The organism is Faecalibacter rhinopitheci, assembly GCF_015234135.1.
Taxonomy (GTDB): Bacteria; Bacteroidota; Bacteroidia; order Flavobacteriales; family Weeksellaceae; genus Empedobacter; species Empedobacter rhinopitheci.
Genome location: NZ_JADGIK010000006.1, coordinates 163,550 through 189,345 on the forward strand (window position 1 = coordinate 163,550; position 25,796 = coordinate 189,345).

Below are 25,796 nucleotides of genomic sequence, written 5' to 3' on the forward strand. Positions count from 1 at the left end.
CATACGTAAATTAAATTAACACAAATGACGGAAGAACAAATTGCTTTTGTTTTAGAAAAGTTTGCTTTAGTTGGCGTTATGATTGGATTCTCGCTGGCTGTTGCTGCTTATTCTACTTGGGCAGAACGTAAAGTTGCTGCTTTCTTACAGGATCGTTTAGGTCCAAACCGTGCAGGTATTTTTGGGTTATTACAGCCCTTAGCCGACGGATTAAAATTATTCTCGAAAGAGGAAATCACACCAAAAGATGCGAATAAATTCTTATTCATCTTAGGTCCAGCTTTGGCCATGATTGTCGCTTGTATGACAGGAGCTGTAATTCCTTGGTCGACTGCTTTCGAAATTGGAGATCGTATTGTGGTTCCTCAAATTGCTGACATCAACATTGGATTCTTATACATCTTAGGTGTATTAAGTTTAGGAGTGTATGGAATTATGTTAGGAGCTTGGGCATCGAACAATAAATACTCATTAATGGGAGGATTACGTGCAGCGTCACAAATTATCTCTTACGAATTACCGATGGGATTAGTCCTAATTACTATCTTGATGTTAACAGGATCCTTAAAATTAAGTGATATCGTAACGCAACAACAAGATAACTTTTGGTTTGTCGTATTACAACCTTTAGGATTTTTAATCTTCTTAATTTGTTCGTTCGCGGAAACTAATCGTACACCATTTGATTTACCAGAAGCAGAGAACGAATTAATCGGAGGTTATCACTCAGAATACTCATCAATGAAAATGGGATTCTTCCTATTTGCAGAGTATATCAACATGTTTATCAGTTCAACAATTATTGCAACAATTTACTTTGGTGGATACGATATTCCTTTTGTAAATGATACAAAGTTAGCTGAGTCTATTGGTGCCAATTGGATGGCAATTCTACATTTCGCTACATTATTCGGAAAAGCTTGTTTCTTCATCTTTTTCTATATGTGGGTAAGATGGACAATTCCTCGTTTCCGTTACGATCAGTTAATGGATTTAGGGTGGAAAAAATTATTGCCTTTGGCTTTGATTAATATGTTGATCACTGGATTAGTAATTTTATTAATGAATAATTAATCATCAAAACCTCAACAAAAATGGAAAAACTTACAAATAGAGCGAAAGAGATAGATCGCAAACCCATGAATTTTTGGGAAAGTATCTATTTAGTCGCAATCGTAAAAGGATTGATGATTACGTTGCGCCACTTCTTTATGAAGAAAGCAACAATCAGTTATCCAGAAGAGAAAAGACCGTTTAGTCCTGTGTTTAGAGGATTACACGTTTTAAATAGAGATGAAGAAGGTCGTGAAAACTGTACAGCTTGTGGACTTTGTGCCTTAGCGTGTCCTGCGGAAGCGATTACGATGGAAGCGGCTGAACGTTTACCTGGTGAAGAAAATAAATACCGTGAGGAAAAGTACGCAGCAAAATACGAAATCAATATGTTGAGATGTATTTTCTGTGGGTTCTGTGAAGAAGCTTGTCCGAAAGATGCGGTTTACTTATCTCAAACGGTAGCACCAGCAAGTTACGACCGTAAGAACTTTATCTATACGAAAGAAGATTTATTAATTCCTCATCCAAAAGCATCGAAATAATGGAAATAACAGAAATCTTATTTTACGTTTTATCGGGCTTAACAGTGTTGAGTGCGTTATTAATGGTGTTCAGTAAAAGTGCTGTACATTCTATTTTATACTTAATCATTACTTTTTTCTGCATCAGCGGACATTACATTTTATTGAATGCGCAGTTCCTTGCCATCGTTAATATAATTGTTTATGCCGGTGCGATTATGGTTCTGTTCTTATTCGTGGTGATGTTAATGAACTTGAATCACGAAAAGAAAACGTTCGGGAAAGCAACCAAATTATTGGCTGCAAGTTTAACGTGTATCTTATTTGTTGCATTAACGGTTGGTATTTTAATCGGTCAACCAGCTGCAGGTAATCAAGGTGTGCAATTATTCGAAGGAGAAATTGGTTTAATCAATAACCTTGGGCAATTGTTATACTCGGAGTATGTTTTACCATTCGAATTAAGTAGTATCCTTTTTATTTCAGCGATGATTGGAGCAGTCATCTTGTCGAAAAAAGACGATGAATTAGTGAATTAATAATTAAAAAACGAAGTACAAAATGTTACCAATTAGTTATTATATAATATTATCATTAGTTCTTTTCGCGATAGGAATGACAGGTGTTGCGATTCGTCGTAACGCAATCATCATTTTTATGTGTATCGAATTAATGCTAAACTCAGTGAACTTATTGTTAGTTGCATTCTCTAAAATGCATTATATGAAAAATCCTGAGTTACAAAACGGAACAGATGCGCAACTTTTAGTATTCTTTATTATGGTTGTTGCCGCGGCAGAAGTTGCCGTTGGTTTATCGGTAATTATCTTATTATTCCGTAAAGTTTACAGTGTAGATATTAATGTGTTAAATCGTTTAAAAGGATAATAGAATGGAAAGTTATTTATGGTTAATCCCGTTAATTCCATTCATTGGATTTTTAATTAACGGTTTAGGACGAAAAGTTTTATCTAACGCCTTAGTTGGATTTATAGGAAGCGCAGCAGTTTTAACAAGTTTTATCTTGTCTGTTGTTGTTTTTATGAACGTTCCTTCTGGAGCAGATGCAGCACCAATTATTGTAAAGTATTTTGATATCATCAACTTACCAACAATCAAAGTGCCATTTGCTTTTCAGATTGATGCATTAACAAGTTTATTCTTATTGATTATTACTGGAGTTGGATTTTTAATCCACCTTTACAGTACAGCGTATATGAGTGAAGACAAAGGATTCGGGAAATTCTTTGCTTACTTAAACTTGTTCATCTTCTTTATGTTGTTATTAGTAATGGGGAACAACTTCTTCATTATGTTTATCGGATGGGAAGGTGTAGGTTTATGTTCATTCTTATTGATTGGATTTTGGTACACAAATCCAGATTATGTAAAAGCAGCGAAGAAAGCCTTCATTATGAACCGTATTGGTGATGTTGGTTTCTTATTAGCGATGTTTTGGATTTTTAACCAATTCGGAACGTTAGAATACGAAGTTGTTTTTGCGCAATTAGGCGAAAATTCTAAAGCCATTGCTTCAGGAACAATCGTAGGAATTACCTTATTATTGTTCTTAGCAGCAACAGGAAAATCAGCACAGTTACCATTATTCACATGGTTACCAGATGCGATGGCTGGACCAACACCAGTTTCTGCGTTAATTCACGCGGCAACGATGGTTACAGCAGGTATCTTTATGATTACACGTTGCAATGAGTTATTTGCATTAGCACCATTGACATTAGAAATCATTCAGTATGTCGGAATGGCAACTGCTTTAATCACAGCTTCAATTGCGATGCAACAAAACGACATCAAGAAAGTGTTGGCTTATTCAACAGTTTCTCAGTTAGGTTTAATGTTCGCAGCAATTGGTTCTGGTGCTTATATCGCAGCCGTTTTCCACGTAATGACACACGCTTTCTTCAAAGCATTATTATTCTTAGGTGCAGGTTCTGTAATTCACGGAATGCATCATGAACAAGATATGACGAAGATGGGTGGACTGAAAAAATACATGCCAATCACTCACATTACGATGTTAATTGGATGTTTAGCGATTGCAGGTATTCCAGGTTTATCAGGATTCTTCTCAAAGGACGAAATGTTATTAGGAATGTTTATTTCTAACCCTTTGATTTACGGTTTAGGATTTATCGTTTCGGTAATGACAGCTTTCTATATGTTCCGTTTATATGCAATGACATTCTTAGGTGAGTTAAGAAACAAAGATGCTCATCCACACGAAAGTCCAGCTCCAATGACAATTCCATTAATCATCTTAGCAGTTTTATCTGTGTTTGCAGGTTACATAGGAATTCCAGCATTGTTTATGCAAGACGGACACAAATTACAAACCTTCTTAAGTGGAGTGGTAAATGTTGGGGAAGCGCATCATGTAGCACATTCAACAGAATGGATCATGATGATTGCATTATTTGTATGTGTTATCGCAGCAATTTTATTTGCCGTGAAAAAATTCAGCAGCAATGTTGAGGAAGGTGAAGCGACAGGTTTGGCGAAATTCTTTGCGAACAAATGGTATATCGATGAGGTATACGATGGCGCAATTGTAAAGCCGATCACTGAAATCGGTGATGTTTTAAAGAAATATGTAGAGAAAGCAGGTTTAGTTGCTTTAGTAGGTGGAGTTGGAACTTTTTCAGCTCGTGCTTCGCAACGTGTTCGTGCGCTACAAAACGGAAATGTAGGTTTCTATATCTTGATGATTATCGTTGGTGTAACATTAGGTATCGGAATATTTTTCATTGATTATTTTATAAAATAGACAGAAATGCTTTTACCTTTATTTATCATATTCCCATTCATCGTAGGTGTTTTTATGCTCCTTATGAATGGACAAAAACCACAAAAGTGGTTAGGAGCATTAGTGAGCGGTGCATTGGTGGCTTTATTCTTTTATTTGTCTTGTAACGGAAAAGAAATGGCGTACCAAGCTGATTGGTTTTCGTTTAATAATGTAAAAACATACATCGCCTTAGACGGAACAGGTTTAGGTGGTCTGATGTTGTTATTATCAAATCTAGTTTACGCGGCTTTATTCATTTACATTGGTTCATCAGATCAAAAATATTCAAACAGTTTTTACGGATTATTATTAATCGCATTAGCTGGATTGAATGGTGTATTCTTAGCAAACGATTTAATCTTATTCTATTTCTTCTGGGAAATCGTCTTGATTCCAATCTATTTCTTAATCGGAATTTGGGGGAAAGGTGCAGATAAGATTAAAGCGAATATGACATTTTTCCTTTACACGGTTTTAGGTTCAATGTTTATGTTAGCGGGAATCATCTATATCGGATTTAACTTGAAACCAGTTTCATTTTTAATTACAGATGTACAACAAGTAACAACGCCATATTTCTCAACGAATACATTCTTAGCGTTATTATTCTTGATTGCTTTTGTGATTAAAATTCCAATTTTTCCATTCCACACGTGGCAACCAACAGCGTACAAAACTTCGCCAACTCCGGTGACAGTTGTTTTAAGTGCGTTAATGGCAAAAATGGGATTATTTGCAGTGGTACATTGGTTTTTAGGATTATTTCCTTCGATTTCTGAGTTGTTTAACTACTTCTTATATGTAGCAATTTTTGGATTAGTGTATGCGTCTTTAATCGCTTTAAGTTCAAAGAACATCAAGAAGATTATCGCCTACAGTTCGATTGCACACTTAGCGTTGATTTTTGTGGCTTTATTTACACAAAATGAAATCGGAACACAAGGCGCTTACTTCCAAATGTTCTCTCACGGTTTAGTGGTTTTAGGACTTTGGTTAATTGTAGATGTGTTAGAGCGTCAGTACAATGTAAAAGATATCAATTCGATCAAAGGTTTAGCAACAGCGAATCCAACATTAGCGATTTTGTTGATGATTTTTGGTTTAGCGAATGTAGCTTTACCGTTAACAAGTTCGTTTATTGGTGAATTTATGATGTTGAATTCGTTATTCAGTTATCAACCAATCTTAGCGGTACTTGCATGTTTAGGAGTTATCCTTTCAGCAGTTTATACGCTTCGATTAGCAGGAGCAATCATGTTCGGTGAAGTAACAAATATCGACTTGAACGACCGTACAAAAGATACGTCTGGAGTAATCGTGGTTTTAGCTGTTGTAGCTATCATCGTGATTTTCTTAGGAGTTTATCCAACGCCAATCTTTGAAATCATCGCACGTTAAACATTTTTGAATTAAACAGTATGAATACGATTATAATCTCAGCACTTTCAGGAATCATTTTAATGTTTAGTGGTTTCTACATCAAAAACAGTCGTGCGTTAACTTTTATTTCAGCTTTAATGTTTATCGCAATCATTATTGGTGGAGTATTCGAATTGAATGGATGCAAGATGTTGGATGGTAGATTCCCAAATATGATTGGAGAGTCGCTTTACGGAGTATCATTTATCATAGGATTAGCTGCGTTGGCAGTGTTCTATTTATTAATCAATAAAGACCAATTTGGAAAAGTTGGAAATCACGTCGGCGAATATTTTGCACTGATTTTCTTCTCTTTCACAGGAGTTGCTGTTTTAGGGCAATTCAATAATTTGGTTTTAATGTTCTTAGGGATTGAATTAATGTCGATTCCGATGTACATCATTGCGGGAACAAACAAAGAAAGTTTAAAAAGTACAGAAGCTTCAGTAAAATATTTCTTGATGGGAGCATTCTCAACAGGAATCTTATTATTAGGAATCACATTCTTATACGGAGCGACGGGAACATTCTTAGTGGATAACATCGACAAGTTTGATCAAAACTTTGAAATGATTTATTATTTAGGATGGATTTTGATTATCTTCTCGTTCTGTTTTAAAGTAGGAGCTGCACCTTTCCATATGTGGACGCCAGATGTCTATGCAGGTACGCCAACGGTTTTCACCTCGTATATGTCGACAATTGTGAAAGGAGGTTCATTCTTAGGATTTATCTTAGTGATGCAACATTTCCCAGCAGATGCTGAATATAGTGGCTACTTAAGAGTTTTATTAGGTGCCATTATCGTCTTGACGTTAGTGTTAGGAAACTTTGGAGCGGTAACGCAAAAATCAGTAAAGAAAATGATGGCGTATTCGTCAATCGCTCAAGCTGGTTTTATGTTGTTCGTTTTATTCCAAGTCAATTCAGTTTCTAAAGAAGCGTTATTCTTCTATACCATTGTTTATTCGGTAGCGAACTTCATTATTTTCTATACGATTCAACAAACAAAAGCAGAGAAATACGAAGATTTAATTGGATTAGGAAAAGCCAATCCTTTCTTAGCTGCTGCAACTTCAGTAGCCTTAATTTCGCTAGCCGGAATTCCATTAACGGGAGGTTTCATTGCGAAATTTATGGCATTAAGTATTGGTGGAGCAAATGCTGAAAACTTAGTGATTATCGTAATTGCTTTGGTAATGGCAGTTTTATCGATGTATTACTATTTTAAAGTGATTATCCATATGTACTTTAAAGAAGGTCATTCAAATATTAAAACGCAAGATGGGTTAACAACTGCTTTATTAGTGGTTGGAATCGTGATATTGATTGTGATGGGAATTTTCCCAGGAATCTTACCCTCATTTTTAGCAACGCCAATGTGGTAAAATAGAAAACAACTAAATTCTCACCCATAAAGTGAAAAAGCTCGGTAGAATCGAAAGAGGATACCGGGCTTTTTTTGTAAGTTTGAAATACTAAAGTTTATAAAAAAATAACATGAGAAAATTTACACTAATTCTGTGTTTATTCTTAGTGCAATTTGTGTTCGCACAGCGCAAAGGATATTGGCAACAAAAAGTGGATTACAAAATGACGATTGATGTAAAAGACGATTTATATCAATACGATGGTAAAATGAAGTTAAAGTACACAAACAATTCAGGTCAAAGTTTGAACAAAGTGTATTTCCATTTATACTTCAATGCCTTCCAACCACAATCGATGATGGATTATCGTTTAGCAAATATTGCAGATCCGGATCGTCGTATGGTTTCTAACATTGGAACAAAAGAAAATCCTAAAATGCAATCACGTATTGCGACTTTAGGTCCAGATAATATGGGTTATCAAAAGATTAAATCGTTAACACAAAACGGTAAGGCAACTTCTTACAAAGTGGACGGTACAATCTTAGAAGTAACATTAGCAACTCCAGTTAAACCAGGAAAATCAACAACATTTGATATGGTTTGGGAAGCACAAGTTCCAGATCAAATTCGTCGTTCAGGACGTAATTCAAAAGAAGGAGTTGCGTACTCAATGACACAATGGTATCCAAAAATGGCTCAATTTGACGATTTCGGATGGCATTTAGATGAATATGTTGGTCGTGAATTTATCGCACCTTTTGGAAACTTTGATGTAACAATTAATATAGGAAAAGATTATGTAATTGGATCATCTGGAGTTTTACTAAATCCAAAAGAAGTGAAAGGCTACGATGCAAATGCGAAAGTTGTTGAGAAGAACGGGAAAGCATCTTGGAACTTTAAAGCAACAAACATTCACGATTTTGCTTGGGCAGCAGATAAAGATTTCGTTGTTGATGAAGCAACATCAAAAGGTGGAGTAAAAGTGTATTTAGTGTATAAGCCAGGAGAAAAAACAACGAAAGTTTGGAAAGAAGCAATGCCTTATACAACAGAATTCTTTGATTATTCGGCAAAGAAATTCGGAGCTTATCCTTGGCCAACTTACACAGTAGTGCAAGGTGGTGACGGTGGTATGGAATACGGAACGGCTACATTAGTTACTGGAGAGAGAAATTTAGAGTCGTTAGTAGGCGTAATTTTTCACGAAGCTGCACACTCTTGGTACCAACATTTATTTGGAATTAATGAAACAGTTGATGAATGGTTTGATGAAGGATTTACTTCTTACGTAGAGAATTTTGCTAATTTACAAGTATTACAAAAGAAAGAAGTTATTCCTTCAAACCCTAATTTATCGGCTACAAAATCTTATATTAATTTAGCTTTATCAGGAAAAGAAGAACCTGCAAGTTTATTAGCAGATTACTATAATACGAACTATGCCTATTCTGTAGAAGCTTATTCAAAAGGTCAAGTATTAGCAATTCAATTAGATTATATTATTGGGAAACAAAACTTAGAAAAGACTTTCTTAGAATTTTATAACCAATGGAAATTTAAACATCCTACAGCGAATGATTTCAAACGTGTAGCAGAAGAAGTTTCAGGAGTTAATTTAAAATGGTTTTTCAACTTATTCTTAAATACAACACGTAAAATTGATTATGCAGTTGAAAATGTACAAGGAAATGCTTTCCAAGTCGTAAACAAGTCAGATTTTGCAATGCCTTTAGATGTTTTAGTAGAATACACAGACGGAACTAAAGAGTTATTTTACATTCCATTACGTGAAATGCGTGGAGAAAAACCAGCAGAGAACTTAGTTGAATACCAAGGCGTTAAACGTACAGTTTTAACAGATGCTTTCTGGACAAATCCTGTTTACGAAGTAAAAACTTCTAAAGCGGTAAAAACAATTGTTATTGATCCTACAAAGCGTTTAGCTGATGTAGATTACACAAACAACGTATACAAAAACTAATGTTATTAGCAGTTAATATCGGCAATTCGAATATTCGTTTTGCCGTTTTTAAAAACGATTCGGAAGTCATTACGTGGACGATTAATTCGAAACCCGCACGTACAGAATACGAGTTTTTCGCGAAATTCAGTAATATGTACAAACCTTTCGGAATCAATAAAGAGGATATTACAGATATTGTGATTGGTTCGGTTGTGCCACCTTTAACAATGAATGTGAAAATCGCCTTGAAAAAGATTCACGGTTTCAAACCAATGATTGTCGATCGCGATACGCCTGGAGGAATCATTCAGTATTCGAAACAGATGGGAACAGATTTATATGCGAACGCAGTAGCGGCTCATCATTTGGGATACGAAGGCAAGAAAATTGTGATTGATTTCGGAACGGCTTTAACGTTTTTAGCGATTGATGAGGTTGGTGAAGTCACAGGAGTAATTATTGCGCCTGGAATTAATACGGCTTTAAATTCTTTGGTAGGTGAAACAGCTCAATTACCAGAAATCGAATTGAAAGCGCCAGCAACTGTTTTAGGTCGCGATACCGTAACGTGTATGCAATCGGGAATGGTATTCGGTTACCTTTCAATGATCGAAGGAATGATTGATCGCATCAACAACGAATTAGGCGCTGAATGTACGGTAATTTCTACCGGAGGTTTAGGGGGAATTTATAAACCATTGACAGATAAAATTCAGTTTGATGATCGTTTACACACAATCAAAGGATTGAAATTATTGTATGATTTGAATAAGGATTCTTATAATAAATGCTAAATGCTACCTAATTTAACGTCATTACGATTCTTTCTGGCCCTTTTCGTGCTATTATTTCATTTGCCAGAATTTGCAATGAATAGAGGATTTCCATATTATAATCAACTACCTATATTTTTCAAAGGCCCAGAAGCGGTTTATGTATTTTTTACATTAAGTGGATTTTTAATTATTAGAAATCTTATTAAAGAGAAACAAAAAACTGGGACAATACATCTCGGGAGATTTTATAAAAAAAGAGCTCTAAGAATTTTTCCGTTGTATTATTTGGTTTTAATTTTTGGACTTATATATTACAATTATATCGTTCAGTTTTTTGGATTTGAATTTGAAAGAAATTATAATCTCGTAAAGGGTATTTTTCAAGGTATTTTCTTTTTTCCAAATGTATTAGCAGATTACAAACCAGGGGGCATTTTAGAAGTATTATGGTCAATAGGTATTGAGGAACAATTTTACATATTTATTGCGCCATGTTTTTTCTTTATTCATAGAAAATATATTATTCCTTTTTTAATTGGGTTTACACTTCTATATTTTTTGCTCTTTCAATTAAGTATTTTACCTTTTATCGTGAAATTTAGAATGTATTTTTACTTCTTCTCTATGGGAGGATTATTGAGTTATTTTGATTTAAAATTTCAGAATATATATGGATCCAAACTTATAGAATTATTAAACTATTTTGTGTTTCTATTAATTTTCTTTACTAATATTTTTCAAGAAAATTTTAATGATTTTTGCTTACACATTATTTATATGTTTAATTTTTCTATAACTATATATTATCTATCTCAAAAACCAATTCCTGTTTTAAATTCGAAGGTATTAGAATATCTAGGGTCAATTTCGTATGGGATTTATATGTATCATGCAATTGTTTTTCAAATCGTAGGATTTATATTTCTAAAGATAAATATTCAAGATAATTATTTACAGATTATTCTATTTTATAGTACTGTAGTTATAACTACAATAGGAATTTCCGCAATGTCTTATAAATATTTTGAAAGCTACTTTCTAAAATTAAAATAAAAAAAGCCACTCGATTGAGTGGCTTTTTTTATTGGAAATCAATATTTTTAATAAAATTTCAAATTTTATTGTAACCTTTTTAAAAAGTTAGAGTCTATTCTATAAAGCCTTTAAAATTAACACACGTGAAACTATTTATAAATTCTAAAAAATCTGCAGAAGAGCTTTTGGTCGAACGGCTTAAGAAAGCGGATCAAAAAGCACAACGCGAATTGTACGATCAATGTGCCAAGAAAATGTTGGCGGTTTGTCGCAGCTACATTGCCGATGCGCATTATGCTGAAGATTGTATGATCAATGGATTTTGTAAAGTATTTAATCATGTAGTGAAATTTGAAAATAAAGGGAGTTTTGAAGGATGGATTCGCCGAATTATGGTGAATGAGTGTTTAACGTTTTTGCGATCGAATAAAACATTGATTTATGTGGACGATGCTCGAATTTCTTCTTACGATGATATTGATGATGAATTGGACGAATTAGAATTCACATTCAATGTCGAAGAAGTGTTACAAGACTTACCAGAAGCTTATCGCTTGGTTTTTAATCTTCATATCCTCGAAGATTATTCGCATCAAGAAATTGCTGAAGCGTTGAATATTTCGGTGTCTTCGAGTAAAACGCAATTATTTAGAGCCAAAGCCAAACTAAAAGAAATCATCCTAACTAAAAAAAGAGTTCAAAATGAAATTTAAACAATATATACAATCAGAAATTAACCAAAAAGAGGTCGAGCCATCGCACGATGCCTGGGATCGTATTCAAGCCCGAATGGAGAATCAAGCGCCAGCGGTCGTGATTGAAAAATCTTCTAAAAAATGGTGGGCAATTGCAGCTGCTGTTATTGGATTAGCGGTTTGTACGACGGTTTATTTTTCAATGAATAATGAAACGAATGTTCCGCAAATTGTGAATGAAAGTACCGTTCCAGAAATCAAAAATTCATCTGAAACTTCGCCTCAAGAACATTCAGCAACGGAAATCTTAAATCAGATAGAGGAGATTGATAATACAGAAATGGTAGAATCAAAATCTAACCCAACTACATCGCCTCAAACTATGGAGGTAGAAAAAGAACAAATGGTTTCTAATCTAAATTCAGAATCAAAAATAACAGAACAGCCTCAGCAACAATCGATACAAAAACCAGCTTTAGCAAGTGGATTAAAACCAACTCCACAACAAATAGCGACTAACTTGGATACGGTAAAAATGAAAAAGAATAAAGGAAATTACGTCGATCCAAGCATGTTACTTTATTCCATTGAAAACAAAGAAGCATTAAAAGAAACACAGAAAGAGAAAACCCGCGTTGCAGTGATAGACTTAAATAAATAACCACTCACTTCTTTAAAAAAATACTAAATATGATAAAGAGAATTATCGTAGCAGGAATGCTGTGTCTTTTCGCTACACCGACTTTTGCTCAAAATATTGCCATCGATTTTAATAAAGGTGGAAATCAAGATAAAGTTAGTCCTAAAGTTCGTGAGAAAATGGACGAATTTCAGCTTCAGATTCGTGAAATTGTAAATGAAGAAAAAGCAAAATTAGATGCCGAAATCCAAAAAGTAGAGAATGATTTAGCAGATGGTAAACTTTCGAAAACAGAAGCGGACGAAAAGAAAGAGTCCTTAGCCATTCAATCCTCAGATTTGATCAACGAAAGAATTCAAGCGGTTAATTTTGATTTAGACGAATTGATCAAAAAACAAGTTGCTTTTGCCATTTTGAATGGAAATGATGCTGACGCTGTTCCTACAAAATCAGAATTAGAAAAGAAGCATCGTGCGACGCATAACATCACAGGATATATAGGATATGGATTTATGGGATTTTCTCAAAAACAAAACGAGGAATTGGACAGCCGTTTAGGGTTTGCAAATAACTTTGAGTTAGGTCTTTCTTATACAAAACAGTTTAATCGCGAAAGTCCTTGGTCGTTGAAGTCTGGAATGGTCTTTTCTTGGCGTACAATTCGTTTGGATGACGATTATCGATTTGTGAGAGATGCTGACGGAAACACAGGGTTAATGCACAATGAGACACAATTGGATAAAAGTAAATTGAGAGGTTCATATTTAATAGTTCCATTGGGCTTACAGTATACATTTGGAAAAACAGTTACAGTAGAAGATTTTACGTACTACAAAGAAAAAGATATTGCAATTACCGCGAATGTCTATGGAGGTGTGAAATTGGCGAACAATAACATTGTGAAAGGAGATGATGTAAGTTTCAGAGATAAGAAAGATTATAACTTGAATCCATTCATCTATGGAGCGCAATTAACATTCAAGATTAATTCGGTGAATATCTATGCGCGTCAAGAATTCTCGAACTATTTTGATAAAAACACGTTTGATGATCGTAAAATGTTCCAAGTCGGAATTAACTTTGGATTCTAAAGAAAATAATTTTTTTATATTTCTACGATTATATTTGGATTGATAGCTGATAATTCTTGGATAAATTGTTCTCGATTTTTAGGAGAGATTAGGACAGAATCATATTTATTATACGAGATTTCAATTCGATCGATTGATAGGGCTGGACTGCTGATCCAACTTTTAGATTTTTTAATTGTTTTGATATGTTCAATGTCAATTTTCCTATAAAAGTAACCAGATTTAACCACTAATTTTTTTGAATTGTTATTTATGGTATATACTGTGGATAATAGTAAGTAAGTTATGAAAACGAATAACACAACAATGACGATTGTTCCGATGAGATTAAATTCGCTATAGACAAAATAAAATAAAGAGATAAATGGGAGATAAGCTATAAGAATAATCTCAATTCCAATTTTAGATGAATATTTAGTGATCATAATGCATTAATTGTTATAAAAATAAAAAAAGCTATCGAATTTCGATAGCTTTTCTATTTTATAATTTTCCTTGTTTCAAGGTTAAAATTAAATGTTGAATAATCACCACTAATCCTACAGAAACTAAAAATAACATTCCAGCTTCTATGGCAAGTTTAGGGTTTGAACCTTCTATTTTCGAGAAGATTGCATATGCTATTGCAGCAGCGGCCATTTGCATTGTGGCACTTCTCATTCCAATTTTATTAATTCCAGCGCGATCCTTTGGCTTAAAACCAAAAATTAATTGATGTAACGTAGGAATCAATAAACAAATGAATGCGATTAAAGTATAAGTAACTATCATTACAATTTTATTTCTTTTTGCATTTGCTCAACCACTTCATAAGTAGCAGGACAAATCAACGTGTTTTTAATCGTTAAATCATTAATTTGATAAAACTTCTTACGATCCGTATGTGGATATTCGCGGCAAGCTTTTGGTCGATCTTCATACACCAAACAATAATTGTCCGAGTCTAAAAATGGACAAGGGGTTTGTTGCAGGACATAATCGTTATCTTCATCAATGCGCAAATATTTCTCGATAAATTGACTTGGTTTCAAACGAAACACGTGCGCCAATCGTTCTATATCTTTATTGGTAAATAGAGGTCCAGTGGTTTTGCAACAATTGGCACACGATAAGCAATCGATACGATCGAAAACTTCTTCGTGAATTTCCTCCATTTGTTGATCTAAATTTTTAGGTGGTTTTTTCTTTAGCTTCGCTAGAAACGCTTTGTGTTCTTTCTGTTTTTCGCGAGCTTTTTTGAAATATTCTTCTAAATTCAACCTAATCTTTTTTAATTTCTTGTTCAGCTTTGATGCCTCTTAATTTTCCGAACTCTTCAATCACGGTATGATGAGTAACCGTTTTATCTTTAAAGAAGTTAACAAAGTATTTCTTTTCTTCTTCTGTTGCTTCTAATTGATTCAAGATATTCATCAAGTGCATTTTCATATGACCTTTCTGAATTCCAGTTGTCACTAACGAACGTAATGCTCCAAAATTTTGTGCTAATCCTGCCACTGCGACAAATCCCATTAATTCGCCAGCCGAAGGTTTACCTAATATTCCTAATGCTAATTTTACTATAGGGTGTAATGAAGTTAATCCACCAATAGTTCCTAAAGCGGTTGGTAAATCAATCCAAAAACGGAAAATTCCGTCTTTTACTTCGCAATGTGTTAACGAAGAATATTGACCATCTTTAGCAGCATAAGTGTGTGCACAAGCTTCAACTGCACGGAAATCATTTCCTGTAGCGATAACCACAGCATCAATTCCATTCATGATTCCTTTGTTGTGTGTTGTTGCACGATAAGGTTCAATTTCGGCGATACGAACAGCACGAGAGAATTTTTCTACGAATTCTTCAGCAGTAACATTTCCTTCCGCCAATTGTTCCACAGGACAAGAAACTTCTGCGCGTACAATACAATCGGGCGTGTAATTCGATAAAATACACATTACGATTTGTACCGATTCTTTTTCTTCTATTGTAAATGTATCATCTGATTCGACTTCATTTTTCAATGTTTTTGCAAATTGCTCTAAACAAGAATTAATGAAATTTGCTCCCATTGAATCCACCGTTTCAAAAGAACCTTTTATTTGGAAGTAGTTTTCTAATTCAGCCGATTTATCAATTAATTCAAGGTCTAAAATACCACCATTACGCGCACGCATATTTTTGGTGATATCATTCGTTTCCTCGATTAATTTTGCTTTGATTGTGTTTTCAAACGTTGTTCTTAATTTTTCAACATCTCCTTCGTACATGAAATGAACGTGACCTAATTTCGTTGTTGAAAGAACTGTCGTTTTAAATCCACCACGGTCTAACCAAAACTTAGCCGCTTTAGAAGCAGCTGCAACTACAGACGATTCTTCAACCGCCATCGGAATTGTGTATAATTCGTCGTTGATTAAAAAGTTTGGCGCTAAACCAAAAGGCATATAAAAATTAGAAATTGTATTTTCAGAGAATTCGTCATGCAGTTTCTGTAAATCTGCATCGTCGTTCCAATATTGTTTTAAAGTTTGGATAGCTTTTTCATCACCATTTAGGTATTCATTCACTAACCATTCAATTTTTCCTTCTTTCGATAATTTCGAAAATCCTTGTACGGGTTGATGTGTCATATTGGAGATTAAAATTTTAATTGTTACAAAATTAAGAAGCTTTGTATTATAAAGTTGAAAAAATCTTCTTGAAATGCCTAATTATTTAACATTGTTTGTATAAAAGAGTAGTTGTGCGGACCTATAGAATAACTATTTTGTTATATTTGATTGTTTATACACATGTTTTAGGATAAGATTATGAAAAAGACTTTATTAAGTTTTCTGGTTTGTACGGTAAGTATGTATACTTATGCACAGAAAATTACTTTAGAAAATATTTATGGAGGAAAGTACAGCGAACGTGGTTTGCGTGGTGTGAACTCGATGAATGATGGAGAAAATTATACCGTTTTAACGGAACAAGGTTTAATGAAGAAAACGTATCAATCGACATTGAACAAATCCATCGATAAAGACGTTGTTTTAGTTCCTGGAAAATTCCAAGGGTATGATTTTTCTTCGGATGAACGCTATGTTTTATTACAAAATAATGCAGAGAGTATTTTCCGACACTCATTTACTGCGACGTATGAAGTGTACGATACACAAACAAAATCTAAAGTGAAAGTTTTTGATGGAAAATCGATTCAAGAACCTTTATTCTCACCAGATGCTTCTAAAGTCGCATTTGCTTACGAGAACAATTTATATGTTCAAGATTTAAAATCGAATCAAGTTACTCAAATCACAAAAGATGGAAAGAAAAATGAAATCATCAACGGGATTTGTGATTGGGTGTACGAAGAAGAATTTGGATTTGTTCGTCATTTCGATTGGAATGCAGATGGAACAGCTTTAGCTTTTGTTCGTTTTGATGAATCGAAAGTAAAAGAAATTAATATTCCGATTTACTACAACAATTTATACCCTCAAGAATTAAAATTCAAATATCCAAAAGCGGGTGAAGATAATTCGGACGTGTCGTTACACGTGTACAACGTGAAATCGAACACAACGGATAAAGTTGATTTAGGATCAGTACAGAATTATTACATTCCTCAAATTAAATTCTCCAAGAAATCGAATTTATTAACTGTTGTTACTTCAAACCGTCACCACAACAATGTAGATGTTTCGTTTTATGATATCAATACCAAAAAAGTAAACAAGCTATTTACTGAGACAAACAAAGCGTGGATTGAAACGGATAATTTTACGTTAGAATTTTTAGCAGATAATTCATTCTTATGGACATCGGAGCGTGATGGAAATAACCACATTTACCATTATGCTGACAATGGAAAGTTAATCCGTCAGATTACAAAAGGAGATTGGGAAGTGACGCGTTATTACGGATATAATTCTGCAAACAAAACGATTTATTACCAATCGACAGCAAATAATGGAAAACGAGTTTCGACGGAGCGTCAGATTTTCGGTATTTCGTTAGACGGAAAGAAAACAACACAATTAACAAAATTAGCGGGAACAAATAATGCTGCGTTCTCTAAGAACTTTACATATTTCATCAACACATTTTCTAATATCGAAACACCACGAACAATTAGTTTAGTTGAAACGAAAACGGCGAAAGATTTAGGAATCATTATGAATAATGATCATGTGAAGCAACGCGTACAAGCAGATAATATCGGAACGAAAGAATTATTTACGGTTAAAACTCCGGCAGGAAATGAGTTAAATGCCTATGTGATAAAACCTAAAGATTTTGATCCAAACAAAAAATATCCTGTTTTAATGTATCAATATTCAGGGCCAGGTTCTCAAAATGTAAATAACACATGGCAATCAACCAATGATTATTGGCATCAATTGTTAGCACAAGAAGGATACTTGGTATTTTGTGTGGATGGACGTGGAACAGGATACAAGGGTGAAGCCTTCAAAAAAGTAACGTACATGCAATTGGGGAAATATGAGGTAGAAGATCAAATTGCAGCAGCTGTTGAAATCGGTAAATTACCTTATGTGGATGCAAGCCGAATCGGAATTTGGGGATGGTCGTTTGGAGGTTATATGTCGTCGAATGTTTTATTCAAAGGCAACGATGTATTCAAAGCGGCGATTGCAGTTGCACCGGTTACAAACTGGCGTTTTTACGATACAGTTTACACGGAACGTTTCATGCGTACGCCACAAGAAAATGCTTCTGGGTATGATGACAATTCCCCGATTAACCACGTGGATAAATTCAATAAAGGAAGTTTCTTGTTAGTGCACGGAACGGCAGATGATAATGTACACCCACAAAATGCATTTGAATTATCAGAAGCCTTAATCCAAGCCAATAAAGATTTCCAAATGCTATATTACACGGATAAAGATCATGGAATTTATGGTGGAAATACAAGAGTTCATCTGTACCGTCAAATGACTAATTTTTTAAAGAATAATTTATAAATTCAAAACAAAACAAAAACACAAAATATGAGTCAAGACAAAAGTTTAGTTAACCATCTCCATAGTCTGGGGATGGACGACAAAATGGTAAATGGACATCCTGCAGGATTGTTTGTATTATTCTTTACAGAAATGTGGGAGCGTTTCAGTTATTACGGCATGCGCGCTTTACTAACATTATTTTTAATCAGTACAATTGCGTCTGGTGGATGGGAATGGACCAATTCAGAAGCAATGAAATTATATGGGACTTATACGGGATTAGTTTATTTAACACCATTATTAGGTGGAATCATCGCAGATAAATTAACAGGATATAAAAGAGCCATTTTAATTGGTGCGTTTATTATGACTTTGGGTCATTTATCAATGGCATTCGAAGGGATAGCTCCTTGGTTTTTTTATTTAGGATTAGGTTTAATGATTTTAGGAAATGGAATGTTTAAACCAAATATTTCTTCGATGGTAGGAAATTTATATCCAGATACAAGTGCAAAGAAAGATGCAGGATATACAATTTTCTATATGGGAATTAACGCTGGTGCATTCTTAGGAATGTTATTGTGTGGATATATTGGTGAAAAAGTAGGGTGGCATTATGGATTTGGATTAGCAGGTATTTTTATGTTTTTTGGTATGTTACAATTTTATTTCGGTGAAAAGATTTTCGGAATTGTAGGAGAGTCTCCAAAAGATGTCCAAGCATTTCATGATAAAAAGATTGCAAATAATGAAGAAGTAGAAGAAGAAATTCCAGCTAATGTTTCTAGAGATCGTTTAATTGTAATTGCTGTATTAATGATTGCAAGTATCGTTTTCTTTTTAGCTTTTGAGCAAGCAGGAGGATCAATGTCAATTTTCGCAAAAGATTATACGCAACGTGTTTTAGAAGGAAACGCTGCTACAACTTTTAAGTGGGTGGATACTATTTTAACCATTGTTCCAATTGCTATAGTTACATTAGTTTTATATGCATTAGCAAAGAAAATTTATAAACAATATCCATTAACGATTATTTTCACTGCGATTTCTTTTGTTATTATTTGGGGATTAGGTTTATGGAAAATTTTTAGAGAGTTTAATTCAGTAGAGACGGAAGTAGCAGCATCTTGGTTCCAAATATTAAATTCATTTTTTATTATTGCATTAGCCTCTTCTTTTAGTAAGTTTTGGGAAAAAATATGGAACCCATCAGGTCCTGTGAAATTTGCGCTAGGTTTACTCTTAGTAGGAATTGGATTTGCAGCATTAGCTTATGGAGCAATGGAAATTCCTCAAGGTGCTAAGACAGCAACAGTAAGTATGGTATGGTTAATTATTGCTTATTTCTTCCATACAACAGGGGAATTATGCTTATCGCCAGTAGGATTATCATACGTTTCTAAATTATCACCAAAGAAATTTATCGGATTATTATTCGGATTCTGGTTCTGTGCTTCTGCCATTGCCAATTTTATAGGAGGGTTCTTAGGATCTTATATTGATGAGATTGTAGAAACACATTCAATGTCTTATTTCTTTATGATTTTTGCAATTATTCCTGCTGTGACTGCATTAATTTTAATGGGATTAAATCCAATATTAAAACGAATGATGCACGGAATAAATTAATGATTAAGTAAAAAAGATTTAATAAATAAAAAAAACCTCTGCTTTATCGGAGGTTTTTTTTATTTTCGTTGATTGCTAAGATTATGTTAAAACAATTTTAGCGTAGAATATTTATTATGAGTCAAAAATTAACATTAGAACAAATCCAAAATTTTGAGGGTAAATACCCCAAACAACTTTGGCATTTGTTTATGGTAGAGATGTGGGAACGTTTTTGTTTCTACGGAATGAGGGGGGTACTTGCCATTTTTATGGTAGAGATGTTGGGACTTACAGATGTAGAATCTAATTTGAAATATGGTGCTATTCAAGCTTTTGTATATGCCTTTACTTTCGTAGGAGGAATTTTTGCTGATAAAATTTTAGGATTCAAAAAATCATTAATATTCGGTGGATTAGTCATGATTGCCGGAAACTTACTGATCGCAGCAGATCCACACCACTTCTTTTACTACGGAATAACATTGAGTATCATTGGTACAGGATTTTTTAAACCAAATATTTCTTCAATGGTTGGGGAATTGTACAAAGAAGGTGATCCACGACGTGATGCAGGATTTGGATTATTCTATTCCGGAATTAATATTGGAGCCTTTTTAGGAGGGTTTGTTTGTGTATTATTGGGTAAACAGGTAGGATGGAACTATGCCTTCTTAGCAGCTGGATTGGTTATGATTATCGGTGTGATTTTATTCTTATTCATTCGAAAAGAGTTAGGTCCAATTGGTGATTCGCCATTGATTAATTTAGAACCAGCTAAACGTTTGACAAGAGAAATTGCAGTTTATGCAGGAGCTTTGGTTTGTATTCCATTAATTTATATAATGATACAAAACACTTCTTACACAGACATGTTTATGTTTACAGTAGGTCCTTTAGCTGTAATTTATTACTTGTATCAATTATACAAAATCCCGAGTTCTAAAGATAAAAGGAAGTTTATTGCTGCCTTTATCATGATTGCTTTATCAATTATTTTCTTTGCAATTTTTGAACAATCGGGAGGTTCTTTAGCATTGTTTGCAAATAAAAATTTACATTCAACATTGTTCTCACTTCCAATGGATCCGAACATTGTAAATAATAGTGCAAACTCATTATATGTTATCATCTTTTCACCATTATTAGGTTTAGTATGGTTATGGATGGCAAAACGTAGAATAGAACCTAATACTGTAGTAAAGTTTGGATTAGCTTTCATCATGTTAGCAGCTGCATACTACATTTTTTACACAACAAGATTCTTTGCAGATAGTGAAGGAAGAACTTCTTTAGAGATTTTTGCACTAGCATATTTTGTAGTTACAATTTCAGAATTGTGTCTTTCTCCAATTGGCTTATCCATGGTAACAAAATTATCTCCTAAACATTTGGGTGGTATGATGATGGGATTATGGTTTTTAGCATCAGCGTATGGACAATATCTAGCCGGAATTATTGGTGCAGGGATGTCTACGCCAAACGATAATGCTTCATTACTAGAAAAGCTTTCAGCTTATACAGATGGTTACCAACAATTGGCAATATATTCATTAGTTGCAGGAATAATTGTTATAGCTATATCACCATTGATTCGCAAATTAATGCAAGAAGTAAAATAAGAATAAACGAAAAATAAATAACAAACATGAGCGCACTTAAGGAACAAAACTTTTTTGACTCTAAAGTACTAGGACATCCCTCGGGATTGTTCGTACTTTTCTTCACAGAAATGTGGGAACGTTTCTCTTTTTATGGGATGCGTGTATTATTAATTAACTTCTTAACATCAGCAATCCTTTCAGATAAAGGACCTTTATTCAACGGTTGGGGTTGGGATGCAGAACAAGCAGGTGCTCTTTATGGTACATATGCGATGTTATTATATATTACACCAATCTTTGGAGGAATATTAGCCGATAAATATTTAGGTTATCGATGGGCAGTAGTAATTGGAGCTATTATAATGACTATAGGTCATGCTTCTATGGCACTAGATGCGCCAATTTTTATGTACATAGGATTAGCTTGTTTGGTAATTGGTACAGGATTCTTTAAACCTAATATGACTTCAATTTTATCCGAAATGTATAAAAACTATCCTGAGAAAAAGGATGGTGCGTACACTATTTTTTACATGGGGGTAAACGCTGGAGCATTCTTTGGAATGATGTTATGTGGTTATCTAGCTGAAAAAATCGGATGGCACTGGGGATTTGGTTTAGCTGGTATTTTTATGTTACTAGGTACATTACAATTCTGGTTTGCAAAACCAATTTTCGGTACAATTGGAGATCCACCAACAGCGGAACAAAAAGCTGCTGCAGCAAAATTAGGAGCAGAATCAACAGATCCTAATGATAAATTAAATCCATTTACATTAGTAGATAAAATTTTAATTGGAGTAATGACTTTATTAGGTTTAGGATATGCATTTAATGATCCTTTATCTAAAGCAGGAGATATCAATCTATTCAACTTTAAAGTAGGATCTTTAGCAGGACAAGATTTTGTAATCCTTGTTGCGTTAATCTTATTTTTAGGTGTAGTAATTTCACGTTTAACACGTTATACAAAAGTAGTTCGTGATCGTATGATTGCGGTAATTATCTTCGCATTTTTTGTGATTTTCTTCTGGATGTCTTTCGAGCAAGGAGCATCTTCATTGGTGATTTTTGCACGAGATAATGTAGATCGTACTTTAGAAGGTACTTCTTTAACTATATTTAATATCATAAATGCTGGTTTAACAATTATTCCATTAGCTATTATTACTTACGTGGTAGGGAAATTAACGCAACAAACATTTGGAAAAGCACCCTTATCTAACGTTGTTCAAATTCTATGTTTTGTAGGGATTTGGGGAATTGCAATTTGGATGTTGTACCGTGAGTTTACAGCGACTTCATCAGAGATTACAGTATCATGGTTTTCGATCTTAAATTCATTCTTTATTATTGCATTTGCATCCTCAGTTTCTAAAATTTGGGATTCTAAATTAAATCCTCCAGCAGCTGTAAAATATGGTTTAGGATTAATTATTATGGCGATTGGTTTCGGATTATTAGCATTCGGATCTCATGGAATTCAAGAAGGAGTTAAAGTATCAATGATTTGGTTAGTATTAGCATACTTATTCCACACATTAGGAGAGTTATTCTTATCACCAGTAGGATTATCTTATGTGTCTAAATTAGTACCTGCACGTATGATTGCATTTATGTTTGGGATGTGGTACTTAGCGATTGCAATTGGTAACAAATTAGCTGCAATTATCGGTGGTCAAATCGAAAATATTACAAATAATTACTCGTTATCAACTTTCTTCTTAATCTTTACAGTAGTTCCTATTGTAGCAGGATTACTTGTAATGGCATTAAACCCAGTATTGAAGAAATTAATGCACGGCGTTAAATAATAAAACAAAGACTTATGAAAACTTTTTTAACTGTTATTACAATTCTTTTATCTTCATTTACTTTTGCACAAAAGATTAATTGGATGACTTTAGAGCAAGCTACTAAAGCAAGTAAAGAGAATCCTAGTAAGCCTATTTTACTAAATATTTACACTGATTGGTGTGGATATTGTAAAAAATTAGACAAGGAAACTTTTGTAGATCCTGCTGTTACAAAGTATGTAAATGATAATTATATACCTGTGAAATTTAACGCAGAAACTAAGGAGATGGTATCATTCTTAGGAATCAATTATACATATATAGACGGTGCAAAAGCTAACTATTTAGCTTTTATATTTTCGCAAGGTAGACTAAGTTATCCAGCAACTGTTGTAATTGATAGTAAAGGAAATACAGAAAAATTAGTTTTTGGATATAGATCAGCAAGCGATTTTAAAGAAGATATTAAAATCTAATCTGAAAAGAGCCTTTTTCTGAGGTATTCCATAAAATAGAATGGTTATTTAGTTTTAAAATTGAATCCATTTCTGAAATATAACTAGGGTAGTTGCTTCCATCAGCAATTACCCTTTTTATTTGCTTTAAATCCTTCAAATCTTCAGGTTTATAACTTGAATTTCTCACCAAAATATAGTCTACATTTTCAGGGTTTTTACTTAAATTTTCTCCTATAAAATAAGTTTCATTATTCACAAATAGAAAAGATTTCGTTTTATGAAAATAGTTGTTTTCATAGACCGAATCTAGAGCAATATAAGTGGTATGTTTTATCCGTTGATGTATTTGATAAGGTCTAATAATATATTGTTTAGTCTGCGATGAATCCAAATTATGAGCATGTAAAATAGTTAATTCATGTCCGTTTCTTATGCCTATTAAACTCGTCCTGTATTGATGAAAAATTATAACTTCATTTGAATTTTTGATGCTATTAAAATCCATATATCTATTGATTTGTATACCCAGTAAACAAGCAACAATAACATAAAGTGACACTTTTGATTTATATAAAATCAAAGGTTTAATAGCTATTAATATTATGATGATTAAGAAGGCTATAAATGGTGAAATGTAAACTTGTTTCATAATCATGGTTTCATGAGAAGCAAGCCATTTGATATAAGCATTACTATAATATATAAAAGCATTAAAAAAATTTACATATAAGGTAAGCTGTATATTTAATAAGACTAAAATAATCGCTAAAATAGCCCCTAAAATCATTAAAAAAGAGGCAGGAACTAAAAATACATTTCCGAAAAGAAAAAGACCAGAAAACTGATTAAAATAATAAGTTGCAAAGGGCATTGTACCAAGTTGTGCACTAATGCTTGTAGTAGACAAATCATAGAAATACTTCACCTTTTTATTTTTGGGCTTGTATAGTTTTTTATAAATAGGATTAAGCCAAACTATAAAAAATACTGCTGAAAAACTTAGTTGAAAGCCTACGTCAAATAGATAATTTGGCTGAATTAGTAAAATAATAAATGCACTTAAAGATATAGTATGAAATATATTTTTAGGTCTTTTTAACAATTCAGAAGTATAATAGATTGAGATCATTAAGGCGGAACGAAATACTGGCGGCAGCATATCTACATAAAATGCAAATAGCCAAATTATAAGTAATGCAATAATAATTCGAATTTTTTTGCCATTTCGAAGATATAAAAGAGGCTTTAAAATAAATTGTAAAATCATAAAAATCATCACAACATGTAAGCCTGAGATGGATAATATATGCACCACACCAGTAGCTATATAACTATCATTTAATTCTTGAGAAATCTCACTACGATCGCCAAGCAGCATAGACGAAATAATAGAACGGGCTTCTAAGGAATACCCAGCTTTCTCTAGTAATATTCGGATATTTTCTTTGGATTTTGTAGCTATTTTCTTCCAGTGCGAATGATTAGATTTATGTTTTAAAACATGTTCTACATAAATTGTATGGTTGATTTTTTGTTTTTTAAGAAACATTGAATAATTGAACTGATAAGGGTTTTTAGCCTCATTTAATTCATATGTATTTCCATAAATAACAAGTGTATCTTTAGGATATATTTTTAAATTTTTATCTTCAACATGTAATAAACCTACATTTCCGTTTACTAAATTCCGACCTTTAAACTTGAGGTATTTAGCAGAAGCTTTATAGTTTTCTATGATAACATATTGAGCTACTTTTTTTTCTTTTGCAGGTATATAAGGTTCATTAGCAGGGGCATTGATAGTTGTATGGAGTATGATTCCTAACAAAATAAATTGTACACAAAATCCTATGGTTTTGAATATATGATTTTTTATTAATTGATTGAAAAACAAGGTAAAGAGAAGAAAAATAAAATAAATTCGTAAATTCGCATAATTAATCCAGCTATCAGAAATAAATATTCCGATAGCTAAGCAAATTGTTAAAAATGAAAAGAGATGATTTTTCATTTT

At 33.4% G+C, this 25,796-nt stretch carries 23 protein-coding genes; 18 read left to right on the forward strand and 5 right to left on the reverse strand.

Annotated elements, in window-relative coordinates:
• The first annotated feature begins 24 nt into the window (after nucleotides 1–24).
• The 13 genes from nuoH to IM532_RS10190 all read left to right on the forward strand — a co-directional run bounded on the left by nuoH (nucleotide 25) and on the right by IM532_RS10190 (nucleotide 13,378).
• Entirely contained in the window at nucleotides 25–1,074 is a 1,050-nt protein-coding gene (gene nuoH / locus IM532_RS10130; RefSeq protein ID WP_194183340.1) for an NADH-quinone oxidoreductase subunit NuoH, read from the forward strand.
• A gap of 20 nt (nucleotides 1,075–1,094) precedes the next feature.
• On the forward strand, nucleotides 1,095–1,598 hold the full coding sequence (nuoI, locus tag IM532_RS10135; protein WP_194183341.1) for an NADH-quinone oxidoreductase subunit NuoI: 504 nt from the start codon (nucleotides 1,095–1,097) through the stop codon (nucleotides 1,596–1,598).
• Nucleotides 1,598–2,116, forward strand: a complete 519-nt coding sequence (locus tag IM532_RS10140) for an NADH-quinone oxidoreductase subunit J family protein (protein ID WP_194183342.1) — start codon at nucleotides 1,598–1,600, stop codon at nucleotides 2,114–2,116. Before nuoI ends, IM532_RS10140 begins: the two co-directional genes overlap by 1 nt.
• Nucleotides 2,117–2,138: 22 nt before the next feature.
• Complete coding sequence (gene nuoK / locus IM532_RS10145; RefSeq protein ID WP_194183343.1) at nucleotides 2,139–2,465, forward strand: NADH-quinone oxidoreductase subunit NuoK; 327 nt, start codon at nucleotides 2,139–2,141, stop codon at nucleotides 2,463–2,465.
• Between the two features lie 4 nt (nucleotides 2,466–2,469).
• The gene (nuoL, locus tag IM532_RS10150) at nucleotides 2,470–4,362 is read left to right on the forward strand and encodes an NADH-quinone oxidoreductase subunit L (RefSeq protein WP_194183344.1); all 1,893 of its coding nucleotides are present in this window, start codon (nucleotides 2,470–2,472) and stop codon (nucleotides 4,360–4,362) included.
• Between the two features lie 6 nt (nucleotides 4,363–4,368).
• Nucleotides 4,369–5,781 carry a complex I subunit 4 family protein gene (locus IM532_RS10155; RefSeq protein WP_194183345.1) on the forward strand — a complete coding sequence of 471 codons (1,413 nt, stop codon included), beginning with the start codon at nucleotides 4,369–4,371 and terminating at the stop codon, nucleotides 5,779–5,781.
• Between the two features lie 20 nt (nucleotides 5,782–5,801).
• Nucleotides 5,802–7,190 carry an NADH-quinone oxidoreductase subunit N gene (locus tag IM532_RS10160; protein ID WP_194183346.1) on the forward strand — a complete coding sequence of 463 codons (1,389 nt, stop codon included), beginning with the start codon at nucleotides 5,802–5,804 and terminating at the stop codon, nucleotides 7,188–7,190.
• Nucleotides 7,191–7,302: 112 nt separating this feature from the next.
• Nucleotides 7,303–9,159 (forward strand): M1 family metallopeptidase, encoded by a 1,857-nt coding sequence (locus IM532_RS10165; protein WP_194183347.1) that lies wholly within the window; start codon nucleotides 7,303–7,305, stop codon nucleotides 9,157–9,159.
• Nucleotides 9,159–9,935 carry a type III pantothenate kinase gene (locus tag IM532_RS10170; protein ID WP_194183348.1) on the forward strand — a complete coding sequence of 259 codons (777 nt, stop codon included), beginning with the start codon at nucleotides 9,159–9,161 and terminating at the stop codon, nucleotides 9,933–9,935. The genes IM532_RS10165 and IM532_RS10170 overlap by 1 nt, the downstream gene beginning before the upstream one ends.
• On the forward strand, nucleotides 9,936–10,970 hold the full coding sequence (locus IM532_RS10175) for an acyltransferase family protein (protein WP_194183349.1): 1,035 nt from the start codon (nucleotides 9,936–9,938) through the stop codon (nucleotides 10,968–10,970).
• Between the two features lie 125 nt (nucleotides 10,971–11,095).
• A complete protein-coding gene (locus IM532_RS10180) occupies nucleotides 11,096–11,665 on the forward strand; it encodes an RNA polymerase sigma factor (protein ID WP_194183350.1) in 570 nt (189 codons plus the stop codon).
• Nucleotides 11,655–12,308 carry a hypothetical protein gene (locus IM532_RS10185; protein ID WP_194183351.1) on the forward strand — a complete coding sequence of 218 codons (654 nt, stop codon included), beginning with the start codon at nucleotides 11,655–11,657 and terminating at the stop codon, nucleotides 12,306–12,308. The genes IM532_RS10180 and IM532_RS10185 overlap by 11 nt, the downstream gene beginning before the upstream one ends.
• Before the next feature lie 29 nt (nucleotides 12,309–12,337).
• Nucleotides 12,338–13,378: a PorT family protein gene (locus tag IM532_RS10190; protein WP_194183352.1), complete on the forward strand. Its 1,041-nt coding sequence runs from the start codon at nucleotides 12,338–12,340 to the stop codon at nucleotides 13,376–13,378.
• Nucleotides 13,379–13,392: 14 nt separating this feature from the next.
• On the opposite strand, the gene IM532_RS10195 is transcribed toward IM532_RS10190, so the two are convergent.
• Genes IM532_RS10195 through IM532_RS10210 form a run of 4 tightly spaced genes read right to left on the reverse strand, consistent with a single transcriptional unit; the run spans nucleotide 13,393 to nucleotide 15,991 of the window.
• Nucleotides 13,393–13,803 carry a PH domain-containing protein gene (locus IM532_RS10195; protein ID WP_194183353.1) on the reverse strand — a complete coding sequence of 137 codons (411 nt, stop codon included), beginning with the start codon at nucleotides 13,801–13,803 and terminating at the stop codon, nucleotides 13,393–13,395.
• Nucleotides 13,804–13,861: 58 nt separating this feature from the next.
• Nucleotides 13,862–14,149, reverse strand: coding sequence for a hypothetical protein (locus tag IM532_RS10200; RefSeq protein ID WP_194183354.1), 288 nt, complete (start codon nucleotides 14,147–14,149; stop codon nucleotides 13,862–13,864).
• Nucleotides 14,149–14,643 carry a YkgJ family cysteine cluster protein gene (locus tag IM532_RS10205; protein WP_394368352.1) on the reverse strand — a complete coding sequence of 165 codons (495 nt, stop codon included), beginning with the start codon at nucleotides 14,641–14,643 and terminating at the stop codon, nucleotides 14,149–14,151. Before IM532_RS10205 ends, IM532_RS10200 begins: the two co-directional genes overlap by 1 nt.
• Nucleotides 14,639–15,991, reverse strand: a complete 1,353-nt coding sequence (locus tag IM532_RS10210) for a hydroxymethylglutaryl-CoA reductase (RefSeq protein ID WP_194183356.1) — start codon at nucleotides 15,989–15,991, stop codon at nucleotides 14,639–14,641. The genes IM532_RS10205 and IM532_RS10210 overlap by 5 nt, the downstream gene beginning before the upstream one ends.
• Before the next feature lie 180 nt (nucleotides 15,992–16,171).
• Here IM532_RS10210 and IM532_RS10215 point away from each other — a divergent pair, with 180 nt between their 5' ends.
• From IM532_RS10215 to IM532_RS10235, 5 genes are all read left to right on the forward strand, one after another.
• A complete protein-coding gene (locus IM532_RS10215; protein ID WP_194183357.1) occupies nucleotides 16,172–18,334 on the forward strand; it encodes a S9 family peptidase in 2,163 nt (720 codons plus the stop codon).
• Between the two features lie 27 nt (nucleotides 18,335–18,361).
• Entirely contained in the window at nucleotides 18,362–19,945 is a 1,584-nt protein-coding gene (locus IM532_RS10220; protein WP_194183358.1) for a peptide MFS transporter, read from the forward strand.
• A 116-nt stretch (nucleotides 19,946–20,061) separates the two neighbouring features.
• The gene (locus IM532_RS10225; protein WP_194183359.1) at nucleotides 20,062–21,546 is read left to right on the forward strand and encodes a peptide MFS transporter; all 1,485 of its coding nucleotides are present in this window, start codon (nucleotides 20,062–20,064) and stop codon (nucleotides 21,544–21,546) included.
• 26 nt (nucleotides 21,547–21,572) lie between these two features.
• Nucleotides 21,573–23,342: a peptide MFS transporter gene (locus tag IM532_RS10230; RefSeq protein ID WP_194183360.1), complete on the forward strand. Its 1,770-nt coding sequence runs from the start codon at nucleotides 21,573–21,575 to the stop codon at nucleotides 23,340–23,342.
• Between the two features lie 14 nt (nucleotides 23,343–23,356).
• Nucleotides 23,357–23,800, forward strand: coding sequence for a thioredoxin family protein (locus IM532_RS10235; protein ID WP_194183361.1), 444 nt, complete (start codon nucleotides 23,357–23,359; stop codon nucleotides 23,798–23,800).
• On the opposite strand, the gene IM532_RS10240 is transcribed toward IM532_RS10235, so the two are convergent.
• Nucleotides 23,790–25,793, reverse strand: coding sequence for a ComEC/Rec2 family competence protein (locus IM532_RS10240; RefSeq protein ID WP_194183362.1), 2,004 nt, complete (start codon nucleotides 25,791–25,793; stop codon nucleotides 23,790–23,792). The genes IM532_RS10235 and IM532_RS10240 overlap by 11 nt on opposite strands.
• Nucleotides 25,794–25,796 lie beyond the last annotated feature (3 nt).

What these genes read in the sequence shown, in the direction of transcription:
- IM532_RS10240 (WP_194183362.1), bottom strand. Translation starts at nt 25,793, where the DNA reads ATGAAAAATCATCTCTTTTCATTTTTAACAATTTGCTTAGCTATCGGA.
- IM532_RS10165 (WP_194183347.1), top strand. Translation starts at nt 7,303, where the DNA reads ATGAGAAAATTTACACTAATTCTGTGTTTATTCTTAGTGCAATTTGTG.
- IM532_RS10170 (WP_194183348.1), top strand. Translation starts at nt 9,159, where the DNA reads ATGTTATTAGCAGTTAATATCGGCAATTCGAATATTCGTTTTGCCGTT.
- nuoI (WP_194183341.1), top strand. Translation starts at nt 1,095, where the DNA reads ATGGAAAAACTTACAAATAGAGCGAAAGAGATAGATCGCAAACCCATG.
- IM532_RS10215 (WP_194183357.1), top strand. Translation starts at nt 16,172, where the DNA reads ATGAAAAAGACTTTATTAAGTTTTCTGGTTTGTACGGTAAGTATGTAT.
- IM532_RS10225 (WP_194183359.1), top strand. Translation starts at nt 20,062, where the DNA reads ATGAGTCAAAAATTAACATTAGAACAAATCCAAAATTTTGAGGGTAAA.
- IM532_RS10155 (WP_194183345.1), top strand. Translation starts at nt 4,369, where the DNA reads ATGCTTTTACCTTTATTTATCATATTCCCATTCATCGTAGGTGTTTTT.
- IM532_RS10195 (WP_194183353.1), bottom strand. Translation starts at nt 13,803, where the DNA reads ATGATCACTAAATATTCATCTAAAATTGGAATTGAGATTATTCTTATA.
- IM532_RS10220 (WP_194183358.1), top strand. Translation starts at nt 18,362, where the DNA reads ATGAGTCAAGACAAAAGTTTAGTTAACCATCTCCATAGTCTGGGGATG.
- IM532_RS10230 (WP_194183360.1), top strand. Translation starts at nt 21,573, where the DNA reads ATGAGCGCACTTAAGGAACAAAACTTTTTTGACTCTAAAGTACTAGGA.
- nuoK (WP_194183343.1), top strand. Translation starts at nt 2,139, where the DNA reads ATGTTACCAATTAGTTATTATATAATATTATCATTAGTTCTTTTCGCG.
- nuoH (WP_194183340.1), top strand. Translation starts at nt 25, where the DNA reads ATGACGGAAGAACAAATTGCTTTTGTTTTAGAAAAGTTTGCTTTAGTT.
- IM532_RS10210 (WP_194183356.1), bottom strand. Translation starts at nt 15,991, where the DNA reads ATGACACATCAACCCGTACAAGGATTTTCGAAATTATCGAAAGAAGGA.
- IM532_RS10235 (WP_194183361.1), top strand. Translation starts at nt 23,357, where the DNA reads ATGAAAACTTTTTTAACTGTTATTACAATTCTTTTATCTTCATTTACT.
- nuoL (WP_194183344.1), top strand. Translation starts at nt 2,470, where the DNA reads ATGGAAAGTTATTTATGGTTAATCCCGTTAATTCCATTCATTGGATTT.
- IM532_RS10175 (WP_194183349.1), top strand. Translation starts at nt 9,936, where the DNA reads ATGCTACCTAATTTAACGTCATTACGATTCTTTCTGGCCCTTTTCGTG.
- IM532_RS10190 (WP_194183352.1), top strand. Translation starts at nt 12,338, where the DNA reads ATGATAAAGAGAATTATCGTAGCAGGAATGCTGTGTCTTTTCGCTACA.
- IM532_RS10160 (WP_194183346.1), top strand. Translation starts at nt 5,802, where the DNA reads ATGAATACGATTATAATCTCAGCACTTTCAGGAATCATTTTAATGTTT.
- IM532_RS10185 (WP_194183351.1), top strand. Translation starts at nt 11,655, where the DNA reads ATGAAATTTAAACAATATATACAATCAGAAATTAACCAAAAAGAGGTC.
- IM532_RS10140 (WP_194183342.1), top strand. Translation starts at nt 1,598, where the DNA reads ATGGAAATAACAGAAATCTTATTTTACGTTTTATCGGGCTTAACAGTG.
- IM532_RS10200 (WP_194183354.1), bottom strand. Translation starts at nt 14,149, where the DNA reads ATGATAGTTACTTATACTTTAATCGCATTCATTTGTTTATTGATTCCT.